At 66.0% G+C, this 25,407-nt stretch carries 18 protein-coding genes; 11 read left to right on the top strand and 7 right to left on the bottom strand.

The annotated features are described in order from the left end of the window. Window positions 1-65: 65 nt before the first annotated feature. Together KI609_RS06755 and KI609_RS06760 are read right to left on the bottom strand one after the other, a co-directional pair. Window positions 66-1,385 carry a hypothetical protein gene (locus tag KI609_RS06755; RefSeq protein WP_226448398.1) on the bottom strand — a complete coding sequence of 440 codons (1,320 nt, stop codon included), beginning with the start codon at window positions 1,383-1,385 and terminating at the stop codon, window positions 66-68. A 13-nt stretch (window positions 1,386-1,398) separates the two neighbouring features. After that, window positions 1,399-1,938, bottom strand: a complete 540-nt coding sequence (locus tag KI609_RS06760) for a hypothetical protein (protein ID WP_226448400.1) — start codon at window positions 1,936-1,938, stop codon at window positions 1,399-1,401. A gap of 182 nt (window positions 1,939-2,120) precedes the next feature. On the opposite strand from KI609_RS06760, the gene KI609_RS06765 reads away from it, so the two are divergent. From KI609_RS06765 to KI609_RS06815, 11 genes are all read left to right on the top strand, one after another. After that, window positions 2,121-8,141, top strand: a complete 6,021-nt coding sequence (locus KI609_RS06765; protein WP_226448402.1) for an MG2 domain-containing protein — start codon at window positions 2,121-2,123, stop codon at window positions 8,139-8,141. 82 nt (window positions 8,142-8,223) lie between these two features. Next, on the top strand, window positions 8,224-8,592 hold the full coding sequence (locus tag KI609_RS06770) for a hypothetical protein (protein ID WP_226448404.1): 369 nt from the start codon (window positions 8,224-8,226) through the stop codon (window positions 8,590-8,592). 55 nt (window positions 8,593-8,647) lie between these two features. After that, window positions 8,648-9,517 carry a methylglyoxal synthase gene (locus KI609_RS06775; RefSeq protein WP_226448406.1) on the top strand — a complete coding sequence of 290 codons (870 nt, stop codon included), beginning with the start codon at window positions 8,648-8,650 and terminating at the stop codon, window positions 9,515-9,517. Window positions 9,518-9,544: 27 nt separating this feature from the next. Continuing rightward, on the top strand, window positions 9,545-11,920 hold the full coding sequence (pbpC, locus tag KI609_RS06780; RefSeq protein WP_226448408.1) for a penicillin-binding protein 1C: 2,376 nt from the start codon (window positions 9,545-9,547) through the stop codon (window positions 11,918-11,920). A gap of 431 nt (window positions 11,921-12,351) precedes the next feature. Beyond that, on the top strand, window positions 12,352-14,634 hold the full coding sequence (locus tag KI609_RS06785) for a diguanylate cyclase domain-containing protein (RefSeq protein ID WP_226448419.1): 2,283 nt from the start codon (window positions 12,352-12,354) through the stop codon (window positions 14,632-14,634). Window positions 14,635-14,869: 235 nt separating this feature from the next. Then, on the top strand, window positions 14,870-16,030 hold the full coding sequence (locus tag KI609_RS06790; protein ID WP_319003130.1) for an alpha-hydroxy acid oxidase: 1,161 nt from the start codon (window positions 14,870-14,872) through the stop codon (window positions 16,028-16,030). Window positions 16,031-16,247: 217 nt separating this feature from the next. Then, the gene (locus KI609_RS06795; protein WP_226448421.1) at window positions 16,248-16,820 is read left to right on the top strand and encodes an RNA polymerase sigma factor; all 573 of its coding nucleotides are present in this window, start codon (window positions 16,248-16,250) and stop codon (window positions 16,818-16,820) included. Window positions 16,821-16,833: 13 nt separating this feature from the next. Further along, window positions 16,834-17,634 (top strand): anti-sigma factor domain-containing protein, encoded by an 801-nt coding sequence (locus KI609_RS06800; RefSeq protein ID WP_226448423.1) that lies wholly within the window; start codon window positions 16,834-16,836, stop codon window positions 17,632-17,634. Window positions 17,635-17,781: 147 nt separating this feature from the next. Continuing rightward, window positions 17,782-18,726, top strand: coding sequence for a DUF3034 family protein (locus tag KI609_RS06805; protein ID WP_413463379.1), 945 nt, complete (start codon window positions 17,782-17,784; stop codon window positions 18,724-18,726). 51 nt (window positions 18,727-18,777) lie between these two features. Next, complete coding sequence (locus KI609_RS06810; protein WP_226448425.1) at window positions 18,778-19,266, top strand: group I truncated hemoglobin; 489 nt, start codon at window positions 18,778-18,780, stop codon at window positions 19,264-19,266. Between the two features lie 79 nt (window positions 19,267-19,345). After that, window positions 19,346-20,026: a plastocyanin gene (locus KI609_RS06815; RefSeq protein ID WP_226448427.1), complete on the top strand. Its 681-nt coding sequence runs from the start codon at window positions 19,346-19,348 to the stop codon at window positions 20,024-20,026. Window positions 20,027-20,223: 197 nt separating this feature from the next. On the opposite strand, the gene KI609_RS06820 is transcribed toward KI609_RS06815, so the two are convergent. From KI609_RS06820 to KI609_RS06840, 5 genes are all read right to left on the bottom strand, one after another. Continuing rightward, window positions 20,224-21,279, bottom strand: a complete 1,056-nt coding sequence (locus KI609_RS06820; RefSeq protein WP_226448429.1) for a c-type cytochrome — start codon at window positions 21,277-21,279, stop codon at window positions 20,224-20,226. A gap of 163 nt (window positions 21,280-21,442) precedes the next feature. Further along, window positions 21,443-22,513: an ABC transporter substrate-binding protein gene (locus KI609_RS06825; protein ID WP_226448431.1), complete on the bottom strand. Its 1,071-nt coding sequence runs from the start codon at window positions 22,511-22,513 to the stop codon at window positions 21,443-21,445. A 51-nt stretch (window positions 22,514-22,564) separates the two neighbouring features. Further along, window positions 22,565-23,722 (bottom strand): NAD(P)/FAD-dependent oxidoreductase, encoded by a 1,158-nt coding sequence (locus tag KI609_RS06830; protein ID WP_226448433.1) that lies wholly within the window; start codon window positions 23,720-23,722, stop codon window positions 22,565-22,567. Continuing rightward, window positions 23,719-25,107, bottom strand: coding sequence for an NAD(P)/FAD-dependent oxidoreductase (locus KI609_RS06835; protein WP_226448435.1), 1,389 nt, complete (start codon window positions 25,105-25,107; stop codon window positions 23,719-23,721). Before KI609_RS06835 ends, KI609_RS06830 begins: the two co-directional genes overlap by 4 nt. Beyond that, window positions 25,104-25,400, bottom strand: a complete 297-nt coding sequence (locus KI609_RS06840) for a (2Fe-2S)-binding protein (RefSeq protein ID WP_226448437.1) — start codon at window positions 25,398-25,400, stop codon at window positions 25,104-25,106. The genes KI609_RS06835 and KI609_RS06840 overlap by 4 nt, the downstream gene beginning before the upstream one ends. Between the last annotated feature and the right edge of the window lie 7 nt (window positions 25,401-25,407).

Raw genomic sequence — 25,407 nt, forward strand, 5'->3', positions numbered from 1 at the left:
ACAGTCACTATCAATACCATAGCTGCTAGCGCTTATCCATAAAGCGCTAGAGCCAAAAAAAACCATCAACCCCCTGCCGCCCCCTGCGGCACATGGTTGCGCAGCAGCCACTGCGTTTCCCGCGTGGCCTCGGTGTCCGGGTGCCGGGATTCCAGCGTGGCCAGCACGCGCAGGGCCATGTCGGCGCGGTTCATGCCTTGCAGCAGCACGCGGGCGACCAGTTCGTAGGCGGCGGGCACGCTGTCGTGGTTTTTGAAGCGGCGGTCGAATCCCTGCAGCAGGGCCAGCGCGTCTTTGGCGTTGTTCGCATTCCAGGCGGCTTTGGCCAGGTTGAGGGTGGCGTTGGCATCCTGCAGCGCAAACTGGGCGTCCTTGGCCCGGCAGGTGTGAAAGACCTTGAGCGCTTCGCCGCCCTGGCCCGAGCGCAGCAGCAGCGGGATGTAACGCTGGGCATGGTCGAGCAGGGTGGCGGTTTTGCCTTCGGCCAGCGTCAGCACACCGTGGTAGCGGCGCTGTGCGGGCACTTCGTCGCTGCGGGTGCGCTGGTCTTCGTAGGCCACGCCCAGGGCGCCCACCATGTCCCCGGCGGTGATCAGTTCGGCCACTTGCGCGTCCAGGGCGTCTTGCTCAATCTGGCGTGGGCTGCGGCGGTCCACGGGGGCGCCGTCTTCGTCCAGGCCCGCGCCAGGCAGCAGGTCGATGCCAAAAGCCGCGTGGTTCTGGTACATGGCGTAGCCCAGCAGGCTGGCCATGACCCAGCTGAAGTAGATGAGCAGCCAGTTGACGATGGGCAGCAGAATCCACCCCCGGAAAATGGGCAGCAGCATGCCCAGCGCGATGAAGGTTCCCTGGCTGAGCAGGAAGAGAAATAGGCACAGCAGCAGGTAAGGCCAGCCAATGGTGCGCACGGCGTTCCAGGCGTTGGCGGGGTTCAGGGTTTCGATAAAGCTGCAGGTCTGCACCAGCACGATTTGCGTGGCGGGCAGCAGAAAGCACATGGCCAGCCAGGCCAGGGTGCCCAGGGTGGGGCTCAGGCGCTGCAGCCAGCCCACGGCGATGGATTGCGCGATCAGGATGGCGAACAGCTTCCAGGGCAGGTTCTTCCAGTCTGGGTCCAGCTCGCTGGGGTAGTCCTCAGCCTTGTAGATGCCGCGTGAGCCCAGGGCCGTGACTTTGAAGCCGTAGCGCGATGCGGCCAGCAGGATGCCGAGCTCCACGATCAGGATGCCCAGGGCGTCGGGCAAAAAGAAAAGCACCTTGAACAGCATGCTCGAGAACGCCAGAAGCAGGCTGTATCTCAGCGGCTTGGGTTGCAGCGGAAAGGTGAAGAAGGTGTTGAGCTGGTGCCAGAACGGGCGGGGTACGGTCGTGGTTTCGCGCTGCATGGGGTGCTCCGGCCTATTTGGAGAAGAAGTCGGACTGCGACATACCGCGTCCACCTGCCATGCGCACCATGGTGCGCTGGTCGGAGCGCAGGAGCTTGATTTGCCCCATTTCGCGCACCAGTCGCTGGTTGAAAGTCGATTCGAACTGCATGACGGTTTCTCCCATCTTGAGCAGACTGGTGCCTTGGACCTTGGCGCTTTTGCGGCCTGGTTCGATGTCGATGCTGTCGATGTGGAACTCGTATTCGACCGTCAGGATGCCGCCCATTTGGGCACCCATCTGCTCAAACAGCGCAAAGCTTGTCTTGACGGCTTCGCACTGCTGGTCGTGGTTGAGCGTGGTGCGCTGCGTCTGGCCGTTCATCACCGTCTCGTCCTGGATGATGACCTTGGTGCTTAACTGTTTGCAGGCCGGTTCAGCATCTCGTTGATAGAGGGCATGTGAGCCCTCGTCGTAATAGGCGCGCACCATTGTTTCGTCCACTGTGCGTCCGCCGACAAAGTAATACCAGGCGCCTACGCACAGGGCCGCCAACAAGGCGATTTTTTTCATGGCTCCCTCTCCCCTCTTTATTTTGCGGCGCAGTATACCGACGGGTTTTTGCAAACGGGGTGCAGGCCGCTGCGGCCCCGGAGTCTTCGAACCAGTTGTTACCTTCCGTATCGTCGCGGGGTGGGGCGGCCCGCGGCATATCGGCTACCCTCGCGGTCGAGTCGGATAGAGGGATGTCAAAAATGAAATTCTTACAACGTGCCCTGGTGTTGTTTTCGGGGGCTTTGGTGTCGTTGGGCGCACAGGCATTACAGATCACCAGTTTTTCGCCACAGGGTGAGGTCGCCCGCGTGCGGCAGGTGGTGGCCAAGTTCGATGCAGCGGCGGTCAATTTTGGTGACCCCAAGGCACCTGCACCCTTCACCCTGAGCTGCAGCGACGCCAGCGCCACCCAGGGCACGGGCCGTTGGACGGGCGAACGCGAATGGGTATTTGATTTCGCGCGTGACCTGCCGCCTGGCGTGCGCTGCACGGCGGCCGTCAAGGCCGGTTTCAAATCGGCCGCTGGCGCTGAACTGACGGGCGCTAAAGGCTATCAATTCAATAGTGGTGGGCCGTTTGTGCAAAGCATTCGCCCAGGCACCTACCAAGAGATCGACGAAGAGCAGTTTTTTGCGCTGCAACTGAACGGTCCGGCCACCACGGCCAGCGTACAAGCCAACGTCTGGTGTGCTGCGGACGGTGTCGGCGAGCGTATCCCCGTGCGGCTGATCGAGGGTGCCCAGCGCGCTGAGATCCTCAAGACCCTGGGGCTCGACAAGGCCGCGGGGCAAGAGCCGCTCCAATTTGCCACGCTGGCCTGCAACCGCCGCCTCACATCGGGCACGCGGGTACAGATCGTGTTCGGCAAGGGCGTGGCCACACCCAGCGGTGTGCCCAACACGGTGGAAAAGCGTTTTGCCTTCAAGGTGCGCGAGCCGTTTTCGGCCGAGTTCAGCTGCGAACGTGAAAACGCCCAGGCAGCGTGCCTGCCCATCCGCCCCCTGCAGTTGTCGTTCAACGCGCCGGTGCCTCGCAAGCTGGCACTGGGCATCCGTCTCCAATCGGGCCACGACACCCTCAAGCCCCAGGTCGACCCCGGTAGCGAGGGCCAGCCGGCCGATGCGGTGGTGACCAGCGTCACGTTTGCGGCCCCCCTGGCCGAAAACACCGCGTTCACCATCGAGCTGCCGAAGGACTTCAAGGATGCATCGGGCCGCACGCTGCGCAATGCCGACAGTTTTCCGCTCAAGACCTCCACGGGGGGCATGCCCCCGCTGGCCAAGTTTGCAGCGTCGCCGTTTGGCATCGTCGAGCGTTTTGCCGAAGGCCCCGCAGCGGACAAGCCTCCGGCGCTGCTGCCCGTTGCCCTGCGCAATGTAGAAGCCGCGCTGCGTGTGCCGGGGCTGCAACCTGGTGCCCAAGGCGCCGCAAGCCCGGCCCCCGCAGGCAAGGTCAGCACGCTCGAGCCCCGCACCGACGCAGACATCATTGCGTGGTTCAAAAAGGTGCGCCAATACGACAACTACATGGTCGAGCGCAGCCAGGCGCGCAAGGATGTGACGGGCCCGCTGCCCAAGGTGCTCGACAACGACAAGGAGTATGTGCAGTCGCGCATGGTCTCGCTGCTGGCCGGCAAAAGCGGCGTGAAGACGCTGGACCTGCCCAAACCCGCCAGCAATGACCCGCGCCCGTTCGAGGTGGTCGGCATCCCGCTGGCACCCGGCTTCCATGTGGTGGAGATCGCCTCGCAAAAGCTGGGCACCTCGCTGCTGGACGAACGCCACGGCGAAGGCCGCACGATGTATGTGCGCACCTCCGCGCTGGTGACCAACCTGGGTGTGCACTTCAAGCTGGGGCGCGAGAACGCGCTGGCCTGGGTGACCACGCTCGACAAGGGCCAGCCGGTGCAAGGCGCGACGGTGCGCGTCTCGGATTGCCGGGGCAATGAACTGGCCCATGCCGTGACTGATGCGCACGGCCTGGCCCGGGTCGAAGGGCTGTCGAGCGAGCCCCCGCGCTGCAACGATGGCGACGCGGACGGCGGCGGCTCCAATGCCTATTTCGTCAGCGCTCGCCACAAAGGGGGCGAGGGGGATGGCGGTGCCAGCGGCGTGGAGGACATGGCCTTCACCTGGAGCGACTGGCAGCGGGGCATTGAGCCCTGGCGTTTTAACGTGCCCACCAGCAACGAGTCCGACCCTGATGAACGCGCTCACACCATTTTCGATCGCACGCTGCTGCGCGCTGGCGAGACGGTATCGATGAAGCACCTGCTGCGCGCCGAAACGCGCCAGGGTTTTGCACTGCCTTCGGCGCGGCCCGACATGCTGGTCATCACCCACGTGGGCAGTGGCCAGCAATTCACGCAGCCCCTGGCCTGGCGAGGTACCGCCACAGGGGGGCTGAGTGCGCAAAGCAGCTTTGCCGTGCCCCCTGCGGCCAAGCTGGGCGTGTACCAGGTGGAACTGCGCAGCGAAGCCGATCACGGCCGCAGCTTTGGCTCGGGCGAGTTTCGCGTGGAGGAGTTCCGCCTGCCGGTGCTGCAGGGGCGCATCGCCCCGGTGGATAAAAAGCCGCTGGTGCGTGTTCGTTCCGTGCCCACCGACGTGCAGATCAACTACGTGGCCGGTGGTGCCGCGGCCAACCTGCCGGTGCGCGTGTCGGCCATGGTGCGCGGCAAAACCCTGCAGTTCGGCGACTACGACACCTTCAGCTTCAACCCGCTGCGCAAGCGCGAGCAGAGCAACGCCAGCAGCGACGATGAAGAATCCACGGCCAGCCAGGACGCCCGCGTGATCGCGGACAAGCTGCCGCTGACGCTGAACAAGGATGGCGCGGGCAAGCTCACCATCGAGAACGTGCCCCAGTCGCGCCAGCCCCAGGAGCTGCTGCTGGAAGCCACCTATGCCGACCCTAATGGCGAGGTGCAGACCATCCGCAGCACGCAGGTGCTGTGGCCTGCCGCCGTGGTGGCGGGCATCAAGACCGAAGGCTGGGTGTCTGCGCGCCAGAAGATCCGCTACCAGGCACTGGCCTTGCAACACAACGGCAAGCCTGCGGCCGACACCGCGCTGCAGGTGCAGGCCATTGCCCGCATCACCACCACCACGCGCAAGCGCATGGTGGGCGGCTTCTACAGCTACGACAACCAGACCGAGACCAAGGACCTGGGCACGCTGTGCAGCGGCAAGAGCGATGCACGCGGCCTGCTGCTGTGCGAATCCAAGCTCGACGAGGCGGGCGAGGTGGAACTGGTGGTCACTGCCACCGACAAGGACGGCAACACCAGTGTGGCCGCCTCATCGGTGTGGGTCACGCGCCAGGGCGAGTTGTGGTTTGGTGGCGAAGACCACGACCGCATCGACCTGCTGCCCGAAAAGAAAAGCTACCAGCCCGGCGAGACCGCCAGGTTCCAGGTACGCATGCCGTTCCGTTTTGCCACGGCCCTGGTGGCGGTGGAGCGCGAGGGCATCATCGACACGCAGGTGGTGCAGCTCAACGGTCAGGACCCGACCGTGAGCCTGAAGGTGTTGCCCGACTGGGGCCCTAACGTGTACGTGAGCGTGCTGGCCCTGCGCGGCCGCCTGCGCGAGGTGCCGTGGTACAGCTTCTTCACCTGGGGCTTCAAGGCGCCGCGTGAGTGGTGGAACTCGTTCTGGTACGAGGGCAAGGAATACCAGGCGCCCACCGCGCTGGTGGATTTGTCCAAACCCGCGTTTCGCCTGGGGCTGGCCGAAATCCGCGTGGGCACGCAGGCCCACCAGATCGACGTGAAGGTCACGGCCGACAAGGAGAGCTACGCCGTGCGCGGCAAGGCCCAGGTCACCATCACGGCCACGCTGCCCGGCGGCAAGCCCGCCGCCAACGCCGAGGTGGCACTGGCCGCCGTGGACCAGGCGCTGCTGGAGCTGATGCCCAACACCAGCTGGAACCTACTGGAAGCCATGCTGCAGCGGCGCAGCTGGGGGGTGGAGACATCGACGGCGCAGATGGAGATCATCGGCCGCCGCCATTACGGCAAAAAGGCCGTGCCTGCCGGCGGTGGTGGGGGCAGGGCGCAAACGCGTGAGCTGCTCGACACCCTGCTGCTGTGGGAGCCCGCGCTCAAGCTCGATGCCAACGGCCAGGCCAAGGTGACGGTGCCGCTCAACGATGCATTGACCACCTTCAAGATCGTGGCGGTGGCTGATGCGTCCACGGGCCTGTTCGGCACCGGCAGCACCAGCATCCGCGCCACGCAGGACCTGCAGATCATCAGCGGCCTGCCGCCGCTGGTGCGCGAGGACGACCAGTTCCGCGCGCAGATCACGTTGCGCAACACCACCAAGACGGCGATGAAGGTGGAGGTGTCGCCACGCGCCACGCTGCTGGACTTGAAGCCGCAGACCATCGACATCCCGCCTGAAGAAGCGCGCGAGGTGGCCTGGGACGTGACGGCCCCTGCGCAACTGGCACAGACGCGCGCAGAGGCCATCCTGTGGGAGATCGAAGCCAAGGACCAGGTCAGCGGTGCCCGCGATGCGCTCAAGGCCCGCCAGCGCATCATCCCTGCCGTGCCGCTCACGGTGCAGCAGGCCACGCTGGTGCAGGTGGACGGTAGCTACAACCTCGATGTGAACCCGCCCGCCGATGCCATCCCCGGCCGGGGCGGGCTCAAGATGTCGCTGCAGCCCAAGCTGGCCGAAGGCCTGCCCGGCGTGCGCGACTGGTGGGCGCGCTACCCGTTTGCCTGCCTGGAGCAAAAGACCAGCAAGGCCGTGGGCCTGCGCGACGGCGCGCTGTGGCAGACCGTGGTGGCGCAGCTGCCCACCTACCTGGACAGCGATGGCCTGGCCAACTACTTCCCGCCGCGCGATGGTGATGCCAGCCGGGGCAGCGACACGCTGACGGCCTATGTGCTGGCCGCCACGCACGAAGCGGCCAGCATCCACCCCGCGTTTGCGCTACCCGACGATGTACGTGCGCCCATGGAGCGCGGCCTGATCGCGTTTGTGGAAGGCCGCATCCAGCGTGACTTCTGGAGCCCGCGCAAGGACCTGGACATGCGCAAGCTTGCCGCCATCGAAGCGTTGTCGCGCTACGGCAAGGCCCAGGGCCGCATGGTGAGCAGCATCACCATCGCGCCCAACCAGTGGCCCACGCACACGGTGATCGACTGGGTCAATGTCTTGAAGCGCGTGGCCGATGTGCCCCAGCGCGACCAGCGTTTGCAAGAGGCCATGCAGATCCTGCGTGCGCGCCTGTCGTTCCAGGGCACCAAGCTCATCTTCAGCACCGAGCAGGACGACTACTGGTGGTGGCTGATGCAAAACGGTGACGTGAACACCGCCCGCCTGATGCTGGCCGTGATGGACGACCCGGCGTGGAAGGACGACATGGGGCGCCTGGCCAACGGCTTCATCAGCCGCCAGCAGGCCGGCGCATGGCACACCACCACGGCCAACCTGTGGGGCGGGCTGGCGCTGGAGAAGTTCAGCGCCAAATTCGAGGCCACGCCCGTCTCGGGCGCCACCAAGGCCACGATGAGTGGTAACACCGCCAGCGTGGACTGGAGCAAGATTGAGCGCGTGAAGGCGTCGGACGCCACCGGCGCTCCCAACCAGATCACCTGGTTTGGCGCGCCCGCGTCGCCCGGCAATCTGAAGAACAATGGCATGTTCCTGCCCTGGTCCAAGGCGGGGGGCAAAGAAAGCTTGGCGGTGGCCCACCAAGGCCCGGGCAAGCCGTGGCTCACGCTGCAGTCGATAGCGGCGATCCAGCTCAAGGCGCCTTTTGCGGCAGGCTATGCGATCAAGAAGACCGTCACACCCGTGGAGCAGGCCAACAAGTCACTGCCCGCAGGCCAGTACACCCGTGGTGACGTGCTGCGCGTGACGCTGGAGGTCAACGCCAGCGCCGACATGACCTGGGTGGCCATCACCGACCCCATTCCGGGCGGCGCCACCATCCTGGGCAGCGGCCTGGGGCGCGACTCCGAGATCGCCACGCAGGGCGAGAAAAAGAGCGGCAGCGGCTGGCCCGCGTTTGAAGAGCGCAGCTTCGAGTCCTTCCGCAGCTACTACGAGTACCTGCCCAAGGGCACGGTCAAGATGGAATACACCGTGCGCCTGAACAATGCGGGCGACTTTGCCCTGCCGCCGAGCCGGGTCGAAGCCCTGTATGCGCCCGAGATGTTTGGGGAAGCCCCCAACGCACGGGTGAAAGTGCAGATGGCCAAGTGACCTGATTTGACTTGACTTGATTTGACGTGCCACACGCAGCCCGCCCCATGTTTCAACCCACCCACCTTCGCCCGGCAGCGCCATGAATCTCAGTGTTTTTCTGGAGCTGCGGTTCTGGCTGCTGGTGGTGTTTTCGCTGGTGGTGCCTGCGGGCATCTACGGCGCGCTGCTGGCCACGCGGTCCATTTCACGCCTTGCGGTGTTGTGGTTTGGCGTGGCGCTGGTGCTGATAGCGGGCGTGGACGTGTATCTGCTGCAGACCCTGGCAGCGCTTGCTCACAAAACCGCCTCGCTGACCGATGACGTGGTGTTCAGCTCGGAGCTCACGGTGGCGCTGTATGTCTTGCCGCTGGTGTTTGGCGGGATCGGCGTCAACCTGATCTCGCATGTGTTGCTGCGCCACCTGACCGAAGCCGAGGGGCAGTTTGACCGGGAGCACTCGGGTGACTGAGCCGTGAGGTGTTTACGATCGACGGATTCCTTTGTTTTCAGAAAGCCAACCCGCCATGATCCTGGGTCTTGCCGCCAACCGCCTGCACCACCACGCCGAAGATGCGGCGCTTTTTTCCTGGCTGCGCGCCTGCGAGGCGGGTATCCGGGAACTGCAGCTGGGGCTGCACGCCGTGGGGCGCACGCACGATGCCATCGTCGCTGCGGGCATGCTTCAGGGCTACCGCCCGCTGGTGCGCTACCCCTATGGGCGCGAAGGCGGGTTGATGAAAGTGGTGGCAGAGGTGGTGGGCATGGGGGAAGGGCGCACGCTCGATGGCGCGATCTACCTCACCGACCCCGTGGACCCTTCGTCCATTTTCCCCGAGGCGCTGGCCCTCAAGCGGCAGTGCGTGATCCATGGCAAGCCGTTTCTCTCCACGGTGGCCAGCGCACGCGACTGGATCGAGATGGAGCGCATCCACGCCGGGCTGCCGCGCGACCCGCAGGCCGACCGGTTTTATGACCACGGCACTCAGACACTGGCCCTGATTGCCCACGACGCGTGCAAGCAGGCCATGCTCGACTTCGCCGATCGCAACTTTGATGTGCTGTCGCAGTTTCGCCACCGGGTGGCCACCGGCACCACGGGCCAGCGCCTGAACGCGCTGGCGTGGAGCAAGGGCTGGCCCGAGGGGCAGCCCTGGGTGCAGCGCTTTAACAGCGGGCCGCTGGGTGGCGACGCGCAGATCGCCGACCTGGTGCTGGAGCGCCGTTGTCACCGCGCCGTCTTTTTTGAGGACCCGCATGTGGCGCGCCAGCACGAGGCCGACATCCAGCTGCTAGAGCGCGCCGTGACCACCGCCACGCACGATGCGGTGTGCGTCACCGTGCCGGGCGTGGCGCAGCGCTGGTGCGACGCGGTGCGCCTGCGCGCAGCGCGCTGATGGGGGCTGTCATTTCTGTGCGTTTGCATGGCCACGTTGTTTTTCTGGCGCGTTTTTTTGCGTGAGCCCGCGCGGCGGTGGCGCTGGTGCCGCGCCGTGGCGCTGCTGCTAGGCGCAGCGGTGGCCGCCCCGGCGTGGGCGCTGCCCACCTTCGACGAGGTGCGGCGTGACTTTCACGCGTCCGACACGCTGGTTCTCTCGCGCGAGGGCGACGTGCTGCAGCGCCTGCGCACCGATGCGACCGTGCGGCGCGGCCAATGGGTCGCGTTGGCCGATGTGTCGCCCGCGCTGCGAACAGCCCTGGTGCTCAGCGAAGACCAGCGCTTTTTTGAACACAGTGGCGTGGACTGGCGCGCTGCGTCGGCCGCCGCCTGGGGCAATCTGTGGAACCAGCGCACGCGCGGCGCCAGCACCATCACCATGCAGCTGGCGGGTTTGCTCGATGGCGATTGGCGCCAGGGCCCCGGCGGGCGCACCGTGGTGCAAAAGCTGGGGCAGACCGTGGCCGCGCAGGTGCTGGACCGCCGCTGGCGCAAGGACCAGATTCTGGAGGCGTATCTCAACCTGGTGCCTTTTCGCAGCGAACTGGTGGGCGTTGATGCACTGAGCCGCACGCTGTTTGGCAAAGCCGCCCACGGTCTGGATGACCGCGAGGCGGCCGTGACCGCCGCCCTGGTGCGTGCGCCCAATGCGCGCGCAGCGGTGGTGGCGCGGCGCGCCTGCGGGGTGCTGCGCGACATGCAGCAGCACGCTGGCGCCAAGGCGGCGCGTGTGGACTGTGATGCGCTGGACCTGTTCGCCACCGCCGCGCTGCAGCGCCGGGCGTTTGACGCCAGCGAAGGGGTGGCGCCCCATTTCGCGCGCTACCTGCTGCGCCAGCGGGCTGCGGGTGGCGCAGCTGGTGGCGTGGTGCCCGAGCGGGTGCAAAGCACGGTGCGCGCGCCGCTGCAGCGTTTTGCCGTGCAGACGCTGCAGCAACACCTGCGCGAGCTGCGCGGGCGCAACGTGGAAGACGGCGCCGTGCTGGTGCTGGACAACACCACGGGCGCGGTGCTGGCGTGGGTGGGGTCTTCAGGGGCATTGAGCCAGGCCAGCGAGGTCGATGGCGTGCTGGCGCTGCGCCAGCCGGGCTCCACGCTCAAACCGTTTTTGTATGCGCAGGCGATTGCCGAGCGGCGGCTCACGGCGGCGTCGCTGGTGGATGACTCGCCCGCGCAGATCAACACGGCCAGTGGCTTGTATATCCCGCAGAACTACGACCGCCAGTTCAAGGGCTGGGTGTCGGTGCGCACGGCGCTGGCCGCGTCGCTCAACGTGCCGGCCGTGCGCACGCTGGTCATGGTCACCCCCGATGCGTTTCACCGGCAGTTGGGGGCTGTGGGGATGCCGTTGCGCGAAAACGGTGATTACTTTGGCTACAGCCTGGCCCTGGGCAGCCCCGAGGTGCCCCTGCTGCATCTGACCAACGCTTTTCGCACGCTGGCCAATGGCGGGCGCATGGGCCCGGTGGCCTTTGCGGCGCCGCCTGCAGCCACCAAGGCCGGGACCGCGTCTGCCACAACGCCTGCACTGGACCCACGTGCCGCCTTCATCGTGGGCGACATTCTGGCGGACGGCAACGCGCGTGCGCGCACCTTTGGCACCGATAGCGTGCTGGCCACCCGCTTCTGGACGGCCGTCAAAACCGGCACCAGCAAGGACATGCGCGACAACTGGGCCGTGGGCTGGTCCGAGCGCTACACCGTGGGCGTGTGGGTGGGCAACGCCAGCGGGGCTGCCATGCACGATGTGAGCGGCACCAGTGGCGCGGCACCCATCTGGGCTGCGGTGATGGGTTTTTTGCACGCCCGTGAGCCCAGCCGGGCGGCCAAGGCACCGGCGGGACTGGTGCGCGCGGCGGTGCAGTTTGGCCCGGTGCAGCCCTCGGCCGGTGGCAGCCCCCAGCCGCTGGAGGCCGCGCGCGACGAATGGTTTGTGCCCGGCACCCAGCAGGCATTGTTTACTATGGATATGGGAGCTGATAGCGCTTATGGAGCAAGCGCTGGAGGCCAAAAAGGCTCTAAAACTGCGGCGCGCAGTGCCGCAGAGCCCGCCACGTCTGCTGCAACGGCTGCTGCTTCTGTCGCCCGCATTACCGCTCCCGCGCAGGGCACCGTGATCGCGCTGGACCCGGACATTCCCCCCGCGCGCCAGCGCCTGCAGTTCAGCGCCACCGGCGCCAGCCTGCTGTGGCGCATGGACGGCAAACCCCTGGGCCGTGGCCCTCGGGTGGCCTGGCTGCCGTGGCCGGGGCGGCACGTGGTGCAGATCACCGATGCGGGCGGGCGGGTGCTCGATGAGATCCGCATCGAGGTGCGTGGCGCGGGTGTGGCCTCCAAGCCTGCTCCCGATCGTCCACTTTGATTTTCTGAGCTTGGCTTGCCTTTAGAACCTGTTCAAGATCTTTTCGGGGTCGCACAAGTACCTTGCCGGGATGGGCTGCAAGGCGCGGGGTGCAGCCGATAGCCCGTGCTATCGGCAAGCGCCGCAACGCAGCAGACCGCCCGGCAAGGCACTTGCCCGAAGGGTTGGAGTGAAATCTGGCGATTGAATGCCTCGGCTGCTTGCATGGGCATGGGCCCATGCGGCGCATCCGAAGCATCCACTCATCCCGATTGCACTCCAATGCGATCCCCTAAAAGATTTTGAACAGGTTCTTAGTAACTGCAGCGCCTCATAAGAAGACAAAAAGAGAAAAGAGAAAAGAGAAGAGGGGGCAATCCTGAAGAAGATGACGCGACTTGAGGCTAAGCTGCGCATAAGGCTGGCCGCTTAAAATGGCCTCAATAATTTCTATGCCCTCGCTTCGCCAGTTTTTCTCTCACCGCCTGATCTGGCTGGCCTTGTTGGTGTCGCTGGGCATTGGCGCACTGTTTGCCCGATCGGTCTGGACCATTCGCAGCGACGAGTGGAATTACGCGATACAGACCAACACCAACCTCGCGCAGACCCTTGAACGCAGCCTGGTCTGGGCGCTCGACTCTTACGACAAATCGCTGCTGGGTGTGGCGCGTGAGGTCAGCCGCCCCGAGGTGTGGGCCTTGCCACAAGACCTGCGGTCCCGCGTGGTGTTTGACAACTCGCTGCGCATGCTGGGCGCGGGCGATGTCCTGGTGCTCGATGCCAAGGGCGATCTGATTCTGGACTCGGGCTCTGCGGTGCCGCGCAAGGCCAATTTAGCGGACCGCGACTACTTCAAAGCCTTCCAGACAGGCGCCCACGAAGGCTTGTTCATTGGCAAGCCGGTGCCCTCGCGCGTCACGGGTCTCAACGTCCTGCCGCTGTCGAGGGCGTACCACCATCCCGATGGCAGCTTTGCCGGCGTGGTGGTGGGCGCGCTGCGCCTGAGCTTTCTCAACGAGCTATTCGGCTCGCTCGATCTCGGCGCCAACAGTGGTGTCAACCTGTTTGGAGGTGATGGAGTCGTCATTTCCCGCTTCCCCTATGGCGATGCGGACGTGGGCAAAACCATTGCCGGTTCGTCCAGCTTCCTTCGGTTTCAGCGCGAGGTCAATGGCACGTTTGTAGGCCCCGCCGCGCTCGATGGTGTGCAGCACCTTTACGCCTTTCGCAAGGTGGGCGACTACCCGCTGATTCTCAACGTGGCGCAGGCCGCCGACACCATTCTGAGCAAGTGGTACCGCAGTGCATTGGTGCTGGGGGGCTTTGCCTTGCTGCTGATGATCGCCTGCGTGGGGCTGGCCCTGCTTTTCGTGCGCGAATTGGCGCTGCGCCAGAAGGTGTCAGCCCAGCTGCGCGAGGCGGAGCACGACGTGCGCACCATCCTCAACAACCTGCCCTCGATGGTGGGTTACTGGGATGCCCAGCTGCGCAACCGGTTCGCCAACAAGGCGCACTTCGAATGGTTCGGCATACCGCCCGAACGCCTGCGCGGCGTGCATTTCAGTGAACTGGTGGGTGCCGAGCGCTTTGCTGCGAACGAGCCCTTCCTGCGGCGTGCCTTGCAGGGTGAGCCCCAGCTTTTTGAGAGCACGCTGCGGGATGTGCATGGCACGCCACGCCACATCATCATTTCGTATGTACCCGACACCGAAGGCGGCAGTGTGCGCGGCATTTTTGTGCAGGCCACCGACATCTCCGAGCGCAAGCGCATGGAGGAGGAGCTGTTCGATGAGAAAGAGCGGGTGCGCCTGACCCTGCAGTCGATCGGCGACGCCGTGGTTTGCTCGGACGCGCAGGGCCGTGTGACTTACCTCAACCCGGTGGCCGAGCAGCTGACGGGATGGCAGGCGTTTGACGCAGCGGGCCATGGCGTGGACGAAGTGCTGAGCCTTCGCAGCGCGGACCAGGACGCGCTGCAGCCCAGCCCATTGCGCCTGGCCATTGACCGGGTCACAGCGGTAGAGGCTGTGCGCGGCATCGTTGTGCACCGCAGCACGGGGCAGCGTTTTCAGGTGGAGGCCACGGCCAGCCCCATCACCGACCGCCATGGCGCCGTGACCGGAGCGGTGGCCGTGCTGCGTGATGTGACCGAAGCCGTGGTGATGGCCGAGCGCATGGCACACCTGGCCCAATACGACGCCCTCACCGACCTTCCCAACCGGGTGCTGCTGCAAGACCGCGCCCAGCTGGCGATAGTGCAGGCACGGCGCGATGGGCGTTCGCTGGCCGTGATCTACCTCGACCTGGACGGCTTCAAGGGCGTTAACGACCGCCTGGGCCACGATGCGGGCGATGTGCTGCTGGTGCAGTTTGCCCAGCGTTTGCAGACCGCCGTGCGCGCATCCGACACGGTGTGCCGCCAGGGCGGGGACGAGTTTGTGGTGCTGCTGCCCGGCCTCGATGGTGCCGAGCCTGCGTGTGTCGTGGCGCGAAAAATCCTGCGGGCCTGTGACGAGCCGTTTGTCCTGGCGGGTAACCCGGTGCGCATGGGCCTCAGTGGCGGCATTGCGTTGTACCCGCAGCACGGTGACACGTTTGATGCACTCTCGCGCCATGCCGACAGTGCGATGTATGCGGCCAAGCGCGACGGCCGCATGCGCTTCATGCTCTACCAGGGGCCAGACGCCGCGCCCGAAGTCGTGCTGCGCGATGCGGCGGGCAGCAGCGCCCCGTAGATTGTTGGTGCGGTGACCACGGGGGTGGTCTGAGGGGGATTGATTCAAAATAGATAGCAATCAGCGCTTGCCCATCAAGCGCTCATGGCATTTTTTGCTTGAATTTTTTGCCTGGCGTGTTTCGCGCGGTCATGGGGCGGCTGGAAATTTGTTGCAGCCTGTCGAAATAATTTTGATGGCTGGCCTGCGTGCCACCGCCTACCATTCGGCGCATTCCCCCTTTCGGAGACCCTGCGTGCCCAACCTGTCCAAAATCACCTGTATCGAAGACCTGCGAGTCATTGCCGAGCGCCGCGTGCCGCGCATGTTTTATGACTATGCCGATTCGGGGTCGTGGACCGAAGGCACCTACCGGGCCAACGCGGCGGACTTCCAGCAGATCAAGCTGCGCCAGCGCGTGGCCGTGAACATGGAAGGCCGCAGCACCGCCACCACGCTGGTGGGCCAGGCGGCCACGATGCCGGTGTCCATCGCCCCGGTGGGGCTCACCGGAATGCAGCATGCAGACGGAGAGATCCACGCCGCGCGTGCGGCCGAGAAGTTCGGCATCCCGTTCACGCTGTCCACCATGAGCATCTGCTCCATCGAAGACATTGCACAGAACACCACCGCGCCGTTCTGGTTTCAGCTGTACATGATGCGTGACCGCGATGCTATGGCGCGCATGATTGGCCGCGCACGCGACGCCCGATGCAGCGCGCTAGTGCTCACGCTCGACCTGCAGGTGATTGGCCAGCGCCACAAGGACATCAAGAACGGCCTGACCGCGCCACCGCGCCCCACGCTGCGCAACATCGTCAATCTGATGACCAAGCCGCAGTGGTGCCTGGGTATGGCGCGCACGCGGCGGCACAGCTTTGGCAATCTGGTGGGCCACGTGAAGGGTGTCTCGGACATGAGCTCGCTGGCGGCCTGGACCAACGAGCAGTTCGACCAGCGCCTGTCGTGGGCCGACGTGCGCTGGGTCAAGGAGCAATGGGGCGGCAAGCTGATTCTCAAGGGCATCATGGATGCGGAGGATGCCCGGCTTGCCGTTGCTGCCGGGGCCGACGCCATCGTGGTCAGCAACCACGGCGGGCGCCAGCTCGATGGCGCGCCATCTTCCATCAACGCGCTGCCCGCCATCGTCGACGCCGTGGGCGCGCAGATCGAGGTGTGGATGGACGGCGGCATCCGCTCGGGCCAGGACGTGCTCAAGGCCTGGGCGCTGGGCGCGCGCGGCACCATGATCGGCCGCGCCATGGTCTACGGCCTGGGTGCCTACGGCGAAGCCGGCGTGACCCGTGCGCTGCAGATGATCCACAAAGAGCTGGATGTGACCATGGCGTTTTGTGGCCACACCAACATCCAGACGGTGGACCGCTCCATCCTGCTGCCGGGCACCTACCCGGCCTAAGCCTCCTGGCATCCCCTTGGCGTCCCCCTGGCGTCGGCCAGGCGGTTTGGTGCAGCCGTGTGGCCGCCGTTTGTTCCCTTTATCAACCAGGCCGCGCTGCGGCCTTGGTCGTTTCTGACGCCCCTGTTTGAATCCAGGGGGCGGGTTGTGGCGTATTCATTCAGAGTTAAACGCCCCGCAAACCCGTGAAATCCGGGCAATCCCAGAGAATGGGCGCATGAGCCTGAACCCCGACAGTGAACTGATGAACCTCCTTGATCGCATCGCCGCGCAGGATGATTCCGCGCTGAGAAAGCTGTACGAGCGCACCTCGTCGCAGCTTTTTGGGCTGGCGCTGCGCATCGTCCGCAACCGCGACGCGGCCGAAGATGTGCTTCAGGAGTCCTTTCTTTCCATCTGGCGGGGCGCGGGCAATTACCGCGCATCCCTGAGCCCGCCCATGGCGTGGATGGGCCTGATCGTGCGCAGCCGCGCGCTGGATGCGTTGCGCAAACGCACCACCGACCGCGCAGACCTCATGAACGACATCGACGACGAAGCGGCACCGGCCCTGGAGGGCGACGCACCCAACCCCATGGACGCCGCCGACGCCAGCCAGCAGGCTTTTGCCTTGCACCACTGCCTGGGCAAGCTCGACAACAAGCAGCGCGAAGTGGTCAGCCTCGCGTATCTGCGCGACCTGAGCCACGGCGAGCTGTCCGAGCAGCTGAAGCTGCCGCTGGGCACCGTCAAGACGTGGATCCGGCGTGGGCTCGAACAGTTGCGCGGCTGCATGTCGCGGTACGCGTGAGGAGCCCGGCGCCATGAACATCACCCAATCCCCTGAACTGCTTGACCGCCTGGCCGCCAGCTATGCGCTGGGCACGTTGCGCGGCGGCGCGCGCCGCCGCTTTGAAACCCTGGCCCGTGAGCACGCCACCGTGCGCGCAGCCGCCCTGGTGTGGCAGACCCGCTGGTCGGGTCTGACCGAGCTACAGCCGGTGGCCCAACCCGCGCCAGCCGTGTGGACCCGCATCGACAACCTCGTGCAGGCAGACCAATCCCACCGCGCCCTGCAGGCGGCGCGAGCTGCCGCGCCATCCACCCAGGCGGCTGCCCCGTCCGTCGCCCACACCTGGTGGCGCAACCTGCTGGTGTGGCGCGGTGCGGCGGCGGCGGGCGCCCTGGCCACCGTGGTGGTGGGTGTGCAGGTCAATGGCGGGCTGCGCCACACCACCGGCGCGCAGATCGCCGCCTTGCAGCAGCAACTGCAGGCCACTCCCCAGATCCAGTACGTGGCCGTGCTGGCCGATGACAAGGCGGCCGCCTCGATGCTGGTCACCTTCGACCCCAAAAACAATCAACTGGTGCTGCAGCGCGTGGGTGGGTTCCAGGAGGGGGCCGACCAATCGCTGCAGCTGTGGGCGCTGCCGCCCGCGGGCGGCCCCCGTTCGCTGGGGGTGCTGGGGCAAGACAAGCTGCTCAAGCTCGTGGCGGGCGAGGCGGACGTGAAGCAGGTGCCCACGCTGGCCATCAGCCTGGAGCCCAAGGGTGGCGTGCCCAGCGAGACCGGGCCGACCGGGCCGGTGCTGTTCAAGGGCGCGCTGATCCAGCGGATGCTGTAGGCCCCTGTTCTGTGGGCGGCCCTGCGCGGCGCCGGTGTGTGGGGCGCGCCGATTATTTTTAGTGGTTATTGAATCCGCCGCCAGATGGGGTGCGTATGTAGAGGGCAACATCCTTTTACATAACCACCCACTGCACTGGAGACCACGATGAAACACCGGCATCCCCCCACCTTGCTGGCCACGCTGGCCATATGGGCCATGGCCACCACCGGGCTGGCCCATGCCGACACGGGCAAGCTGCTGCTCACGGGCGGCGTCAGCACCATTGCGGGCTCGGCGGGTGGCGGCATCACGCCCTGGGCCGTGATTGGCAGCAACGCCACCGAGGGCGAGATCGGCGTCAGCGCCTATGCCACCCGCGCTGCCACGCGCGATTACGGGCTGAACGGCTATGGCGTCGCGGTGGGGTGGCACGACAGGGTGGAGCTCTCGCTGGCGCGGCAAGATTTTGACGCCTCGCCCGCCGTAGCCCTCAACGGCATTGCGCCGTTTGGTGTGGCACCCGGCCAGCACATCAAGATGGATGTGCTGGGGCTCAAGGTCAAAGTGGCCGGAGAAGCCGTGCTGGATGCCGACAACTGGATGCCGCAGATCGCCGTCGGGCTGGAGCACAAACAGGTGCATCCCGGCTCCATCGGGTCGGTGCTTGACTTTCTGGGCGCCAAAACCAGCGGCACCGACCTGTATGTGAGCGCCACCAAACTGCTGCTCGACAAGAGCCTGCTGCTCAACGGCACGCTGCGCTCCACCAACGCCAACCAGAACGGCCTGCTGGGTTTTGGCTCGGCCGCGCCCGGCAAGAACAGCCGCAGCCTGCAGCCCGAGTTTTCGGTGGCCTACCTCATCAACAAGCACGTGGCCGTGGGGGCCGAATACCGCTTCAAGCCCAACAACCTGCAGGCGCTGGGCGCGGCCGTCGGCCTGGGCGCTGCGCTGCGCGAAGACGACTGGAAAGACCTCTTCGTGGCCTGGGCGCCCAGCAAGAACCTGTCACTCACGCTGGCCTATGTGGACCTGGGCCGCATCGTGCCCGGCATCACCGGCCACCGCCGCCAGACGGGTTACTACCTCTCAGCCCAGGTGGCGTTCTGACGCTTGGATGCGCTGACCACGCCCGCCCCAACCCTGCTCCGGAGAATTCCCATGACACACCGTACCTTGCTAGCCCTGGTTCCCGCTCTGGCCATTGCCAGCCTGCTGGCCCTGCCCGCCGTGGCACAAACCACCACAGCGGCTTCTGCGCCGTCACCTTCTGCGGGGGTGGCTGCGGCACCCGCAGGCCTGTACCAGGCACTGGGTGAAAAAGCCGGCATCACCCGCCTGATGGACGACTTTGTGGACCGCCTGGTCAAAGACCCGCGCATCGGCGCCCATTTCAAGGAGGTGAAACCAGCGGCCCTCAAGGAAAGCCTTACCGACCAGATTTGCCAGCTCAGCGGCGGGCCTTGCCAGTACGAGGGAGCCGACATGAAATCGGCGCATGCCGACATGGACATCAACAAGGGCCATTTCAACGCGCTGGTCGAAGTGCTGCAAACCGCCATGGACGCCCAGGGCATTCCCTTTGCCCAACAAAACCGCTTGCTGGCCCTGCTGGCCCCCATACACCGCGACATCATCACGCTGCGGTGATCGCATGAAAAACGCTATTGTTTGTATAGCTTTCAGCGCTTTATACACAAGCGCTATCGCCGGAAACGTTCAAATCCAGGTGCTGGACCGCGACGGCAAGCCGGTGCCCGATGCCGTGGTGGTGGTGTACCCCGGCGCCGCCGCCGGGGCGCCGCCCGGCCTGCTGCAGTCCAACCCCACCATCGAGCAGGAAAAAATGCGCTTCGTGCCTGCGGTGACCGTGGTGTTGCCCGGCAGCACAGTGCGTTTCACCAACCAGGACCGGTGGGACCACCACGTGCGCGGGGCGCCAGCGGGCCTGCCGCCCAACCCTGCCAGCGCGGTGGATCCGAACAACGGTTTTGAGCTGCGCCTGTCGGGCAAGGCCGATGGCAAACCCGCCAACTTTGCCGACGTGAAACTCGACACCGCTGGCGTGGTGCTGTTGTCGTGCCACCTGCACGGCTCCATGCGCGGCCATGTGTTCGTGACCGATTCGGCCTGGACGCTCAAGACCGACAGCGACGGCATTGCCCGCTTCGCCGGCGTGCCCGATGGCGCCGCCCAGGTGCGGGTATGGCATGCCGAGCAACTGGTGGACTTGCCACGCAAGGCGTTGAACGTGGTGCCGGGGCCCGTGCTGGACACCGTGCAGCTGAGTGTGGTGCCGCGCGTGCGGCGGGGGCCGGCTGCGCCTTCCGCCAATACGTCCGGTGGGCCGATGGGCGGGTATGGCCAGGGGCCTGGGGTGGGTGCTGAGCAGGTTGCACACCGGCATTGAAGGGGCCGCGTCTGAGGGCCGGTGGTGATGGTCCTGGCCTGGTGTGGTGTGGTTTGGTGTGAGTGCGCAGGCCGGGCGTACACCCCGGCTCCCGGCCTCTGCAAAGGAATGCTGGCTACTATTAAAACAATAGCTGTTGGCGCTTTACAGACAAGCGCTGGAAGCTAAAAACACCAAAAATCCAAGACGCACACCCATCACCCCGGCATCCGCAACCCCGAAGAAACCGAAGGCACGTTCGACGGCCGACGCTGCTGCACCGGCTGCTCTACCCGCACCAGATGTGCATCGGCAGCACCTCTTGCCCCCACATCCCCACTGGCCGGCGCATGGCCCACCACCGGGCCGGCACTCGCCGCATTGGCGTTGCCCCCAGGCGTTGTCAAAAACAGATACAGCGCCTGCGCATCCACATCGCTCAACTGCCCCAGCGACTTAAACGGCATCACCTGGATCGGCCTGCCATCGGGTCGTTTGCCCGTGCGCAGCATGGCCACAAAACTGGCTGCATTGGGGTAGCGTGCCAGGGCGCTGCCGGCACTCTGGGCGCTGGGGCGGATGTCCGCCGCTGCGGGCCAGTCGGGCGGGCCGCCCGGTATCTTGCCGCCCGCCAGGTTGGCGCCATGGCAGCCGATGCACATGTTGGCCACGTATTGGCCGTTGGCCAGCGTCACACCCGCAGGGGTCGGGCGCGAGGGCGCCAACTGGTGGTTGATGCGCGCAGCCGCGTCGGGTATGGCGCCCAGGCCATACAGCACCCAGGCGGGGCGGGGCAGCTCCACCACGGTCTGCGTGCCCTCTTGGGGTTTGAATTGGCGCACGTACGGCACCAGGGCGTCCAGGTCGTCGTTGCTCCAGCGGTTGTAGTCCTCGCTGGGCATTACCAGCACTGGGCGGCCATTGGGCTTGACGCCATGGCGGATCACGCTGTTCCAGTCTTCGGGCTGGTAGCGGGCCACCACACCGGCGGACGTGATGTTGGGGCCTGCCAGGCGCGTGCCCTTGCCATCGTTCACAAACTCGCGGCCCGTGCCTTGGGCGCCGTGGCAGTCGGTGCAGCCACGCGATGCATACAGGTAGCGCCCGCGCTCGATGGTCTGTGCATCGGTGGTGTAGGCCACGGGTCGGGGCTTGATGTCGATATAGCGGTTGCGCTTTTGCTCGGCCAGGTGTAGGCCGATGGCTGCCGTGGCGACAACAACCACGCCCAGCAGCAGTGCGCTGCCTGCGGTCCATTTGATCCAGCGTTTCATGGTGGTATCCCTCTTCTTCGATTCAATTGCCGTGTTCAGGCGGCGGATTCTGAAGTCGAAGAAGTAGTTTGTGGCGCCCTTCGGCCACAGCGCAAGGCGGGGCCGGTGACATTTGTCACAAACGGCCCGTTGGTGTGAGGGGGCGTGGCCCGCTCACACCCGCTCAGCGCTCGATGGTCTTGTTCCAGCGTGCATTCCAGGCAGGGCGGTTCGCGTTCACGCTGTCCCAGTCCAGCGTCACGGCGTTTTTCATCCACTGGCTGATCTGTGCGACCTGGGCTGCACCTTCACCCACGGCCGGGGCCTTGGGGTTGGTAGGAATCTGCGCGCCAAACTGCAGCACGTTGGCCTGGGCCAGCGGGCTCAGCAGAAATTCGGCCAGCTTTTGGGCCAGCTCGGGCTCGCTGTTCTTGGCGATCACGCACTGGCCGGTCATCAGCACCACCGAGCCCTCCTTGGGCTGTGCGTATTCCACCGGAATGCCCTTGGCCTTCAAGGCCGCCACGCTGGTGGGCGTGAGCGGGAAGATCGCGGCCTCACCCGTCTGCACCATCTCCGAAATCTTGGCCGAGCTGGGGATGTACTCCAGCACGTTCGGGCCGATGGTCTTGGCCCAGTTGTTGAAGCCTGGCTCCACGTTCTTGTCATTGCCGCCCTGGATGCGGTTGAACATCAAGAAACCGTGCAGCCCGAACGACGACGACGGCATGGACTGGAACACCACCTTGCCCTTGTACTTGGGGTCGGCAAAGTCCATCCACGACGTGGGTGCTGCCCAGCCCTTTTCGGCAAACATCTTGGTGTTGTAGGCAATGCCCGTCATGCCAAGGCTCACGCCGCTGGCCAGGTCGTCCTTGAAGCGGGCTGCGGGATAGATGTCGTTCAGGTGCTGGTTGGGGCGTTGCTTCTCGCACAGGCCCATGCCCATGGCGCGCACCATGATGCCGTCGTCCAGAAACATGACGTGCATCTGTGGTTTGTCCTTGTTGGCCTGCGCCTTGGCCAGGATGTCCGAGGACGTGCCGGGCACCACCACCACCTTCACGCCGTGCAGCTTTTCAAACGCGGGGAACACGTACTGCGTGTACGCCTTCTCCATGGTGCCGCCGTTCATGCCGATGTACAGCGTCTTGGTCTGCGCGGTGGCGGTGCCTGCTGCGGCCACGGTGGCCAGTGCGGCGGCTGCCACGAGAGCGCGGCGGGTGCGGCTTGCAAAGCGAGGGGAGAAGGTCATGGTGCTTTCCTTTCTGGTGGGGGATGAAAGACGTGTCGGTGGCTAACGTTGTCAGTGGGCAGCGGCAGTGCTGGCCACTTCAGCCACCGTCGTTGGGAGAAATCGCTCAATCGCAAACGCATCAATCGGCGTGGTGCTGCGGCCGTCACGCGCCAGCTCGGCCAGCACCTCGCCCACGCCGGGGCCAATCTGAAAGCCCGCACCCGCAAAGCCAAAGCCGTGGATCAGGCCGGGCGTGGTGTGGCTTTTGCCCAGCACGGGTTGCCGGTCGGGCAGGTAGCCTTCGGTGCCGCTCCAGGTGCGGATGAAGTGCGCGTTTTTCAGGGCAGGCAGCAGCTCCACCGCCTGCACGGCCAGCGTGGCGATGGCACTGCGCTCGGAGCGGGCGCGGTCGGCATCCAGCGCCACACCTGCGCCGCCGCCCAGCACCAGGTTGCCGCGCGCCACCTGGCGGCAGTAGATGCCGCCGCCTTCCACACCCAGGCTCCAGTGCATGAAGAAGGGCAGGGGTTCGGTCACGGCCATGGCCGGGTGGCCGGAGTGGATGGGCACGGCCTCGCCAAACTGCGCCGCCAGCGCACCCGCCCAGGCGCCTGCGCAGTTGATGAGCACGGGAGCCCGAACGGCCAAGGTATTGCCCGAGCGTACGGTGAATACCTTGCCGTCGTGCTCCACTGACGTCATCGGCGTGCGTTCGAGAATCTGTGCGCCCGCGCGCCGTGCGGCCAGCGCAAACGCGGGCGACACCAGGCGCGGGTTGGCCTGGCCGTCGTCGGGGCACAGCGAGCCACCCACCGCACGCCCGCCCAGCCAGGGGCAGCGCTCGCGCAGCGTGGCGCCCGAGATGAGCTGGATGCCCAGGTCGAAGTCACTGCTCAGGTTTGCGTAGGCCTCCAGCGCGGCCATGTCCGCCTCGCTGCGGCCGATCTTGAAGTGCCCGCTGCGTTGGTACTCGCCATCGGTGCCAATCAGCGCGGGCAGGTTGGCCCACACCTGGTGCGCACGCTGCGCCAGCGGCAACTGGCTCACAGGGCGGCCCTGGCGGCGCACGCCGCCGTAGTTCACGCCGCTGGAGCGCGAGCCGCACAGGTCGCGCTCCAGCAGCACCACCGCCACACCTTTGCGGCGCAGTGCCAGTGCGGCCGATGCACCCATGATGCCGCCGCCCACAATGGCAATGTCGGTGTCAATGGTTCGGGTTGTGGTCATTCGGCAGCCTCCGCCTGGGCTTGCAGGTGGATGGGAATGGGCTTGATCGGCGCTTGCCCGCGCAGCCGTCCTACCGCATCAATCGGCTTGCCCGTGGCGTGGGCCAGGATTTCTGCAGCGCCCACGCCGCACATGCGGCCCTGGCAGCGGCCCATGCCTACGCGGGTCAGGGCCTTCAGGCGGTTCATTTCGTCGGCACCCGCATCGCGGGCGCAAGCCCGCAGCTCGCCCGCCGTGATGTTCTCGCAGCGGCACACCACGAGCGCATCCGGCGCGTTAACGGCCCAGTCGGCGGGGAAGGGGAAGGCGCGCTCCAGCCCTTGCCTGAAAGGCATCAGCTTCGTCAGCTTGCGTTCCAGCTCCGCAGCGCGTGCGGCATCCACTTTGACGCCGTGGTCTGCCAGCAGCGCCAGCGCGGCGCGCTCGCCCGCCCATTCGGCGGCGTCCGCGCCCATGATGCCCGCGCCATCGCCCGCCAAGTACACGCCCGCCACGCTGGTGCGGCCTGCGCCATCACGTTCAGGCAAGTGCGCGCGGTGCATGGGCGCCCAGGCAAATTGGCAGCCCAGCAGGTCGGCCAGCTGGGTTTCGGACCGCAGGGCGTAGCCAAAGCCCACGGCGTCGCAGGGCACGGTGTGCTCACGCTGGCCGTCGCTCCACACCACCGCGTTCACACGGGTATCGCCTTGAATGCGCACGGGCCGCACGCCGGTGTGCAGCGCCACGCCATGCGCACGCAGCCAGCCCACGTAGTACAGGCCCTTGGCCAGCACGGCGGGCTGCGTCAGCATGCCGGGCAGGGCCGTCAGTTGGTCGGCAAAGCGGGCGGTGTCGAGCACCGCCGCGACCGTTGTGCCTGCCTTGGCATATTGGTAGGCCACGAGGTACAGCAGCGGCCCGGTGCCCATCAGCACCACGTTGCGGCCGATGGTGCAGCCCTGAAACTTCAGCGCCACCTGCGCGCCACCCAGCGTGTACACGCCGGGCAGCGTCCAGCCCGGCACGGGCAGCACGCGGTCGGTGGCGCCGCTGGCCACGATGAGCTGGCCGTAGGGCACCGTGCGCGTGGTTTGCGTGGGACCGTGCAGCACATCGAGCAGGCCGGCCTGGGCGTTCCACACCAGGCTGTCGGCTTGGTAGTCGATCTGCGTCTGCAGGCTGTCGAAAACGCTGTGCAAGTCCGTAGCGCGTGATGCTTCGGTACCGTACAAGGTTTGCGGGTTGCGGGCAAAGTGTGCGGGCGGGCGGCGGTAGATCTGCCCACCGCCGCGCGCGGCCTCGTCGATCACCACGGGCCGCACGCCATGCGCCACCAGGGTTTGCGCAGCGCGAATGCCCGCAGGGCCTGCGCCCACGATCACGGGTTGCAAGGTGGGGGCGGTCATGCGGGCTCTCCGGTGGTCAGCTGCATGCCCGCTTTCACCAACGTGGCGCAAGACCGCAGCCGTTCACCGCTGGCAGTCAGCACCCAGCAGTCCTGGCATGCGCCCATCATGCAAAAACCGGCGCGCGGCTCGTGGCTGAACTCGTTGCGGCGCAGCTGGGCGCGGTTGGTGAGGATGGCGGTGAGCACCGTGTCGCCTTCCAGGGCCGTAGCGGGTTCGCCGTCGAGCACGAAGGGCACGGGGGCGCGGTCTTTTTCGGCCACGCGGTGGAGCAAAGGTTGGCTGGAGCTCATGGTTGCG

Origin of the sequence: Acidovorax radicis (genome assembly GCF_020510705.1) — a bacterium.
Classification (GTDB): domain Bacteria; phylum Pseudomonadota; class Gammaproteobacteria; order Burkholderiales; family Burkholderiaceae_C; genus Acidovorax; species Acidovorax radicis_A.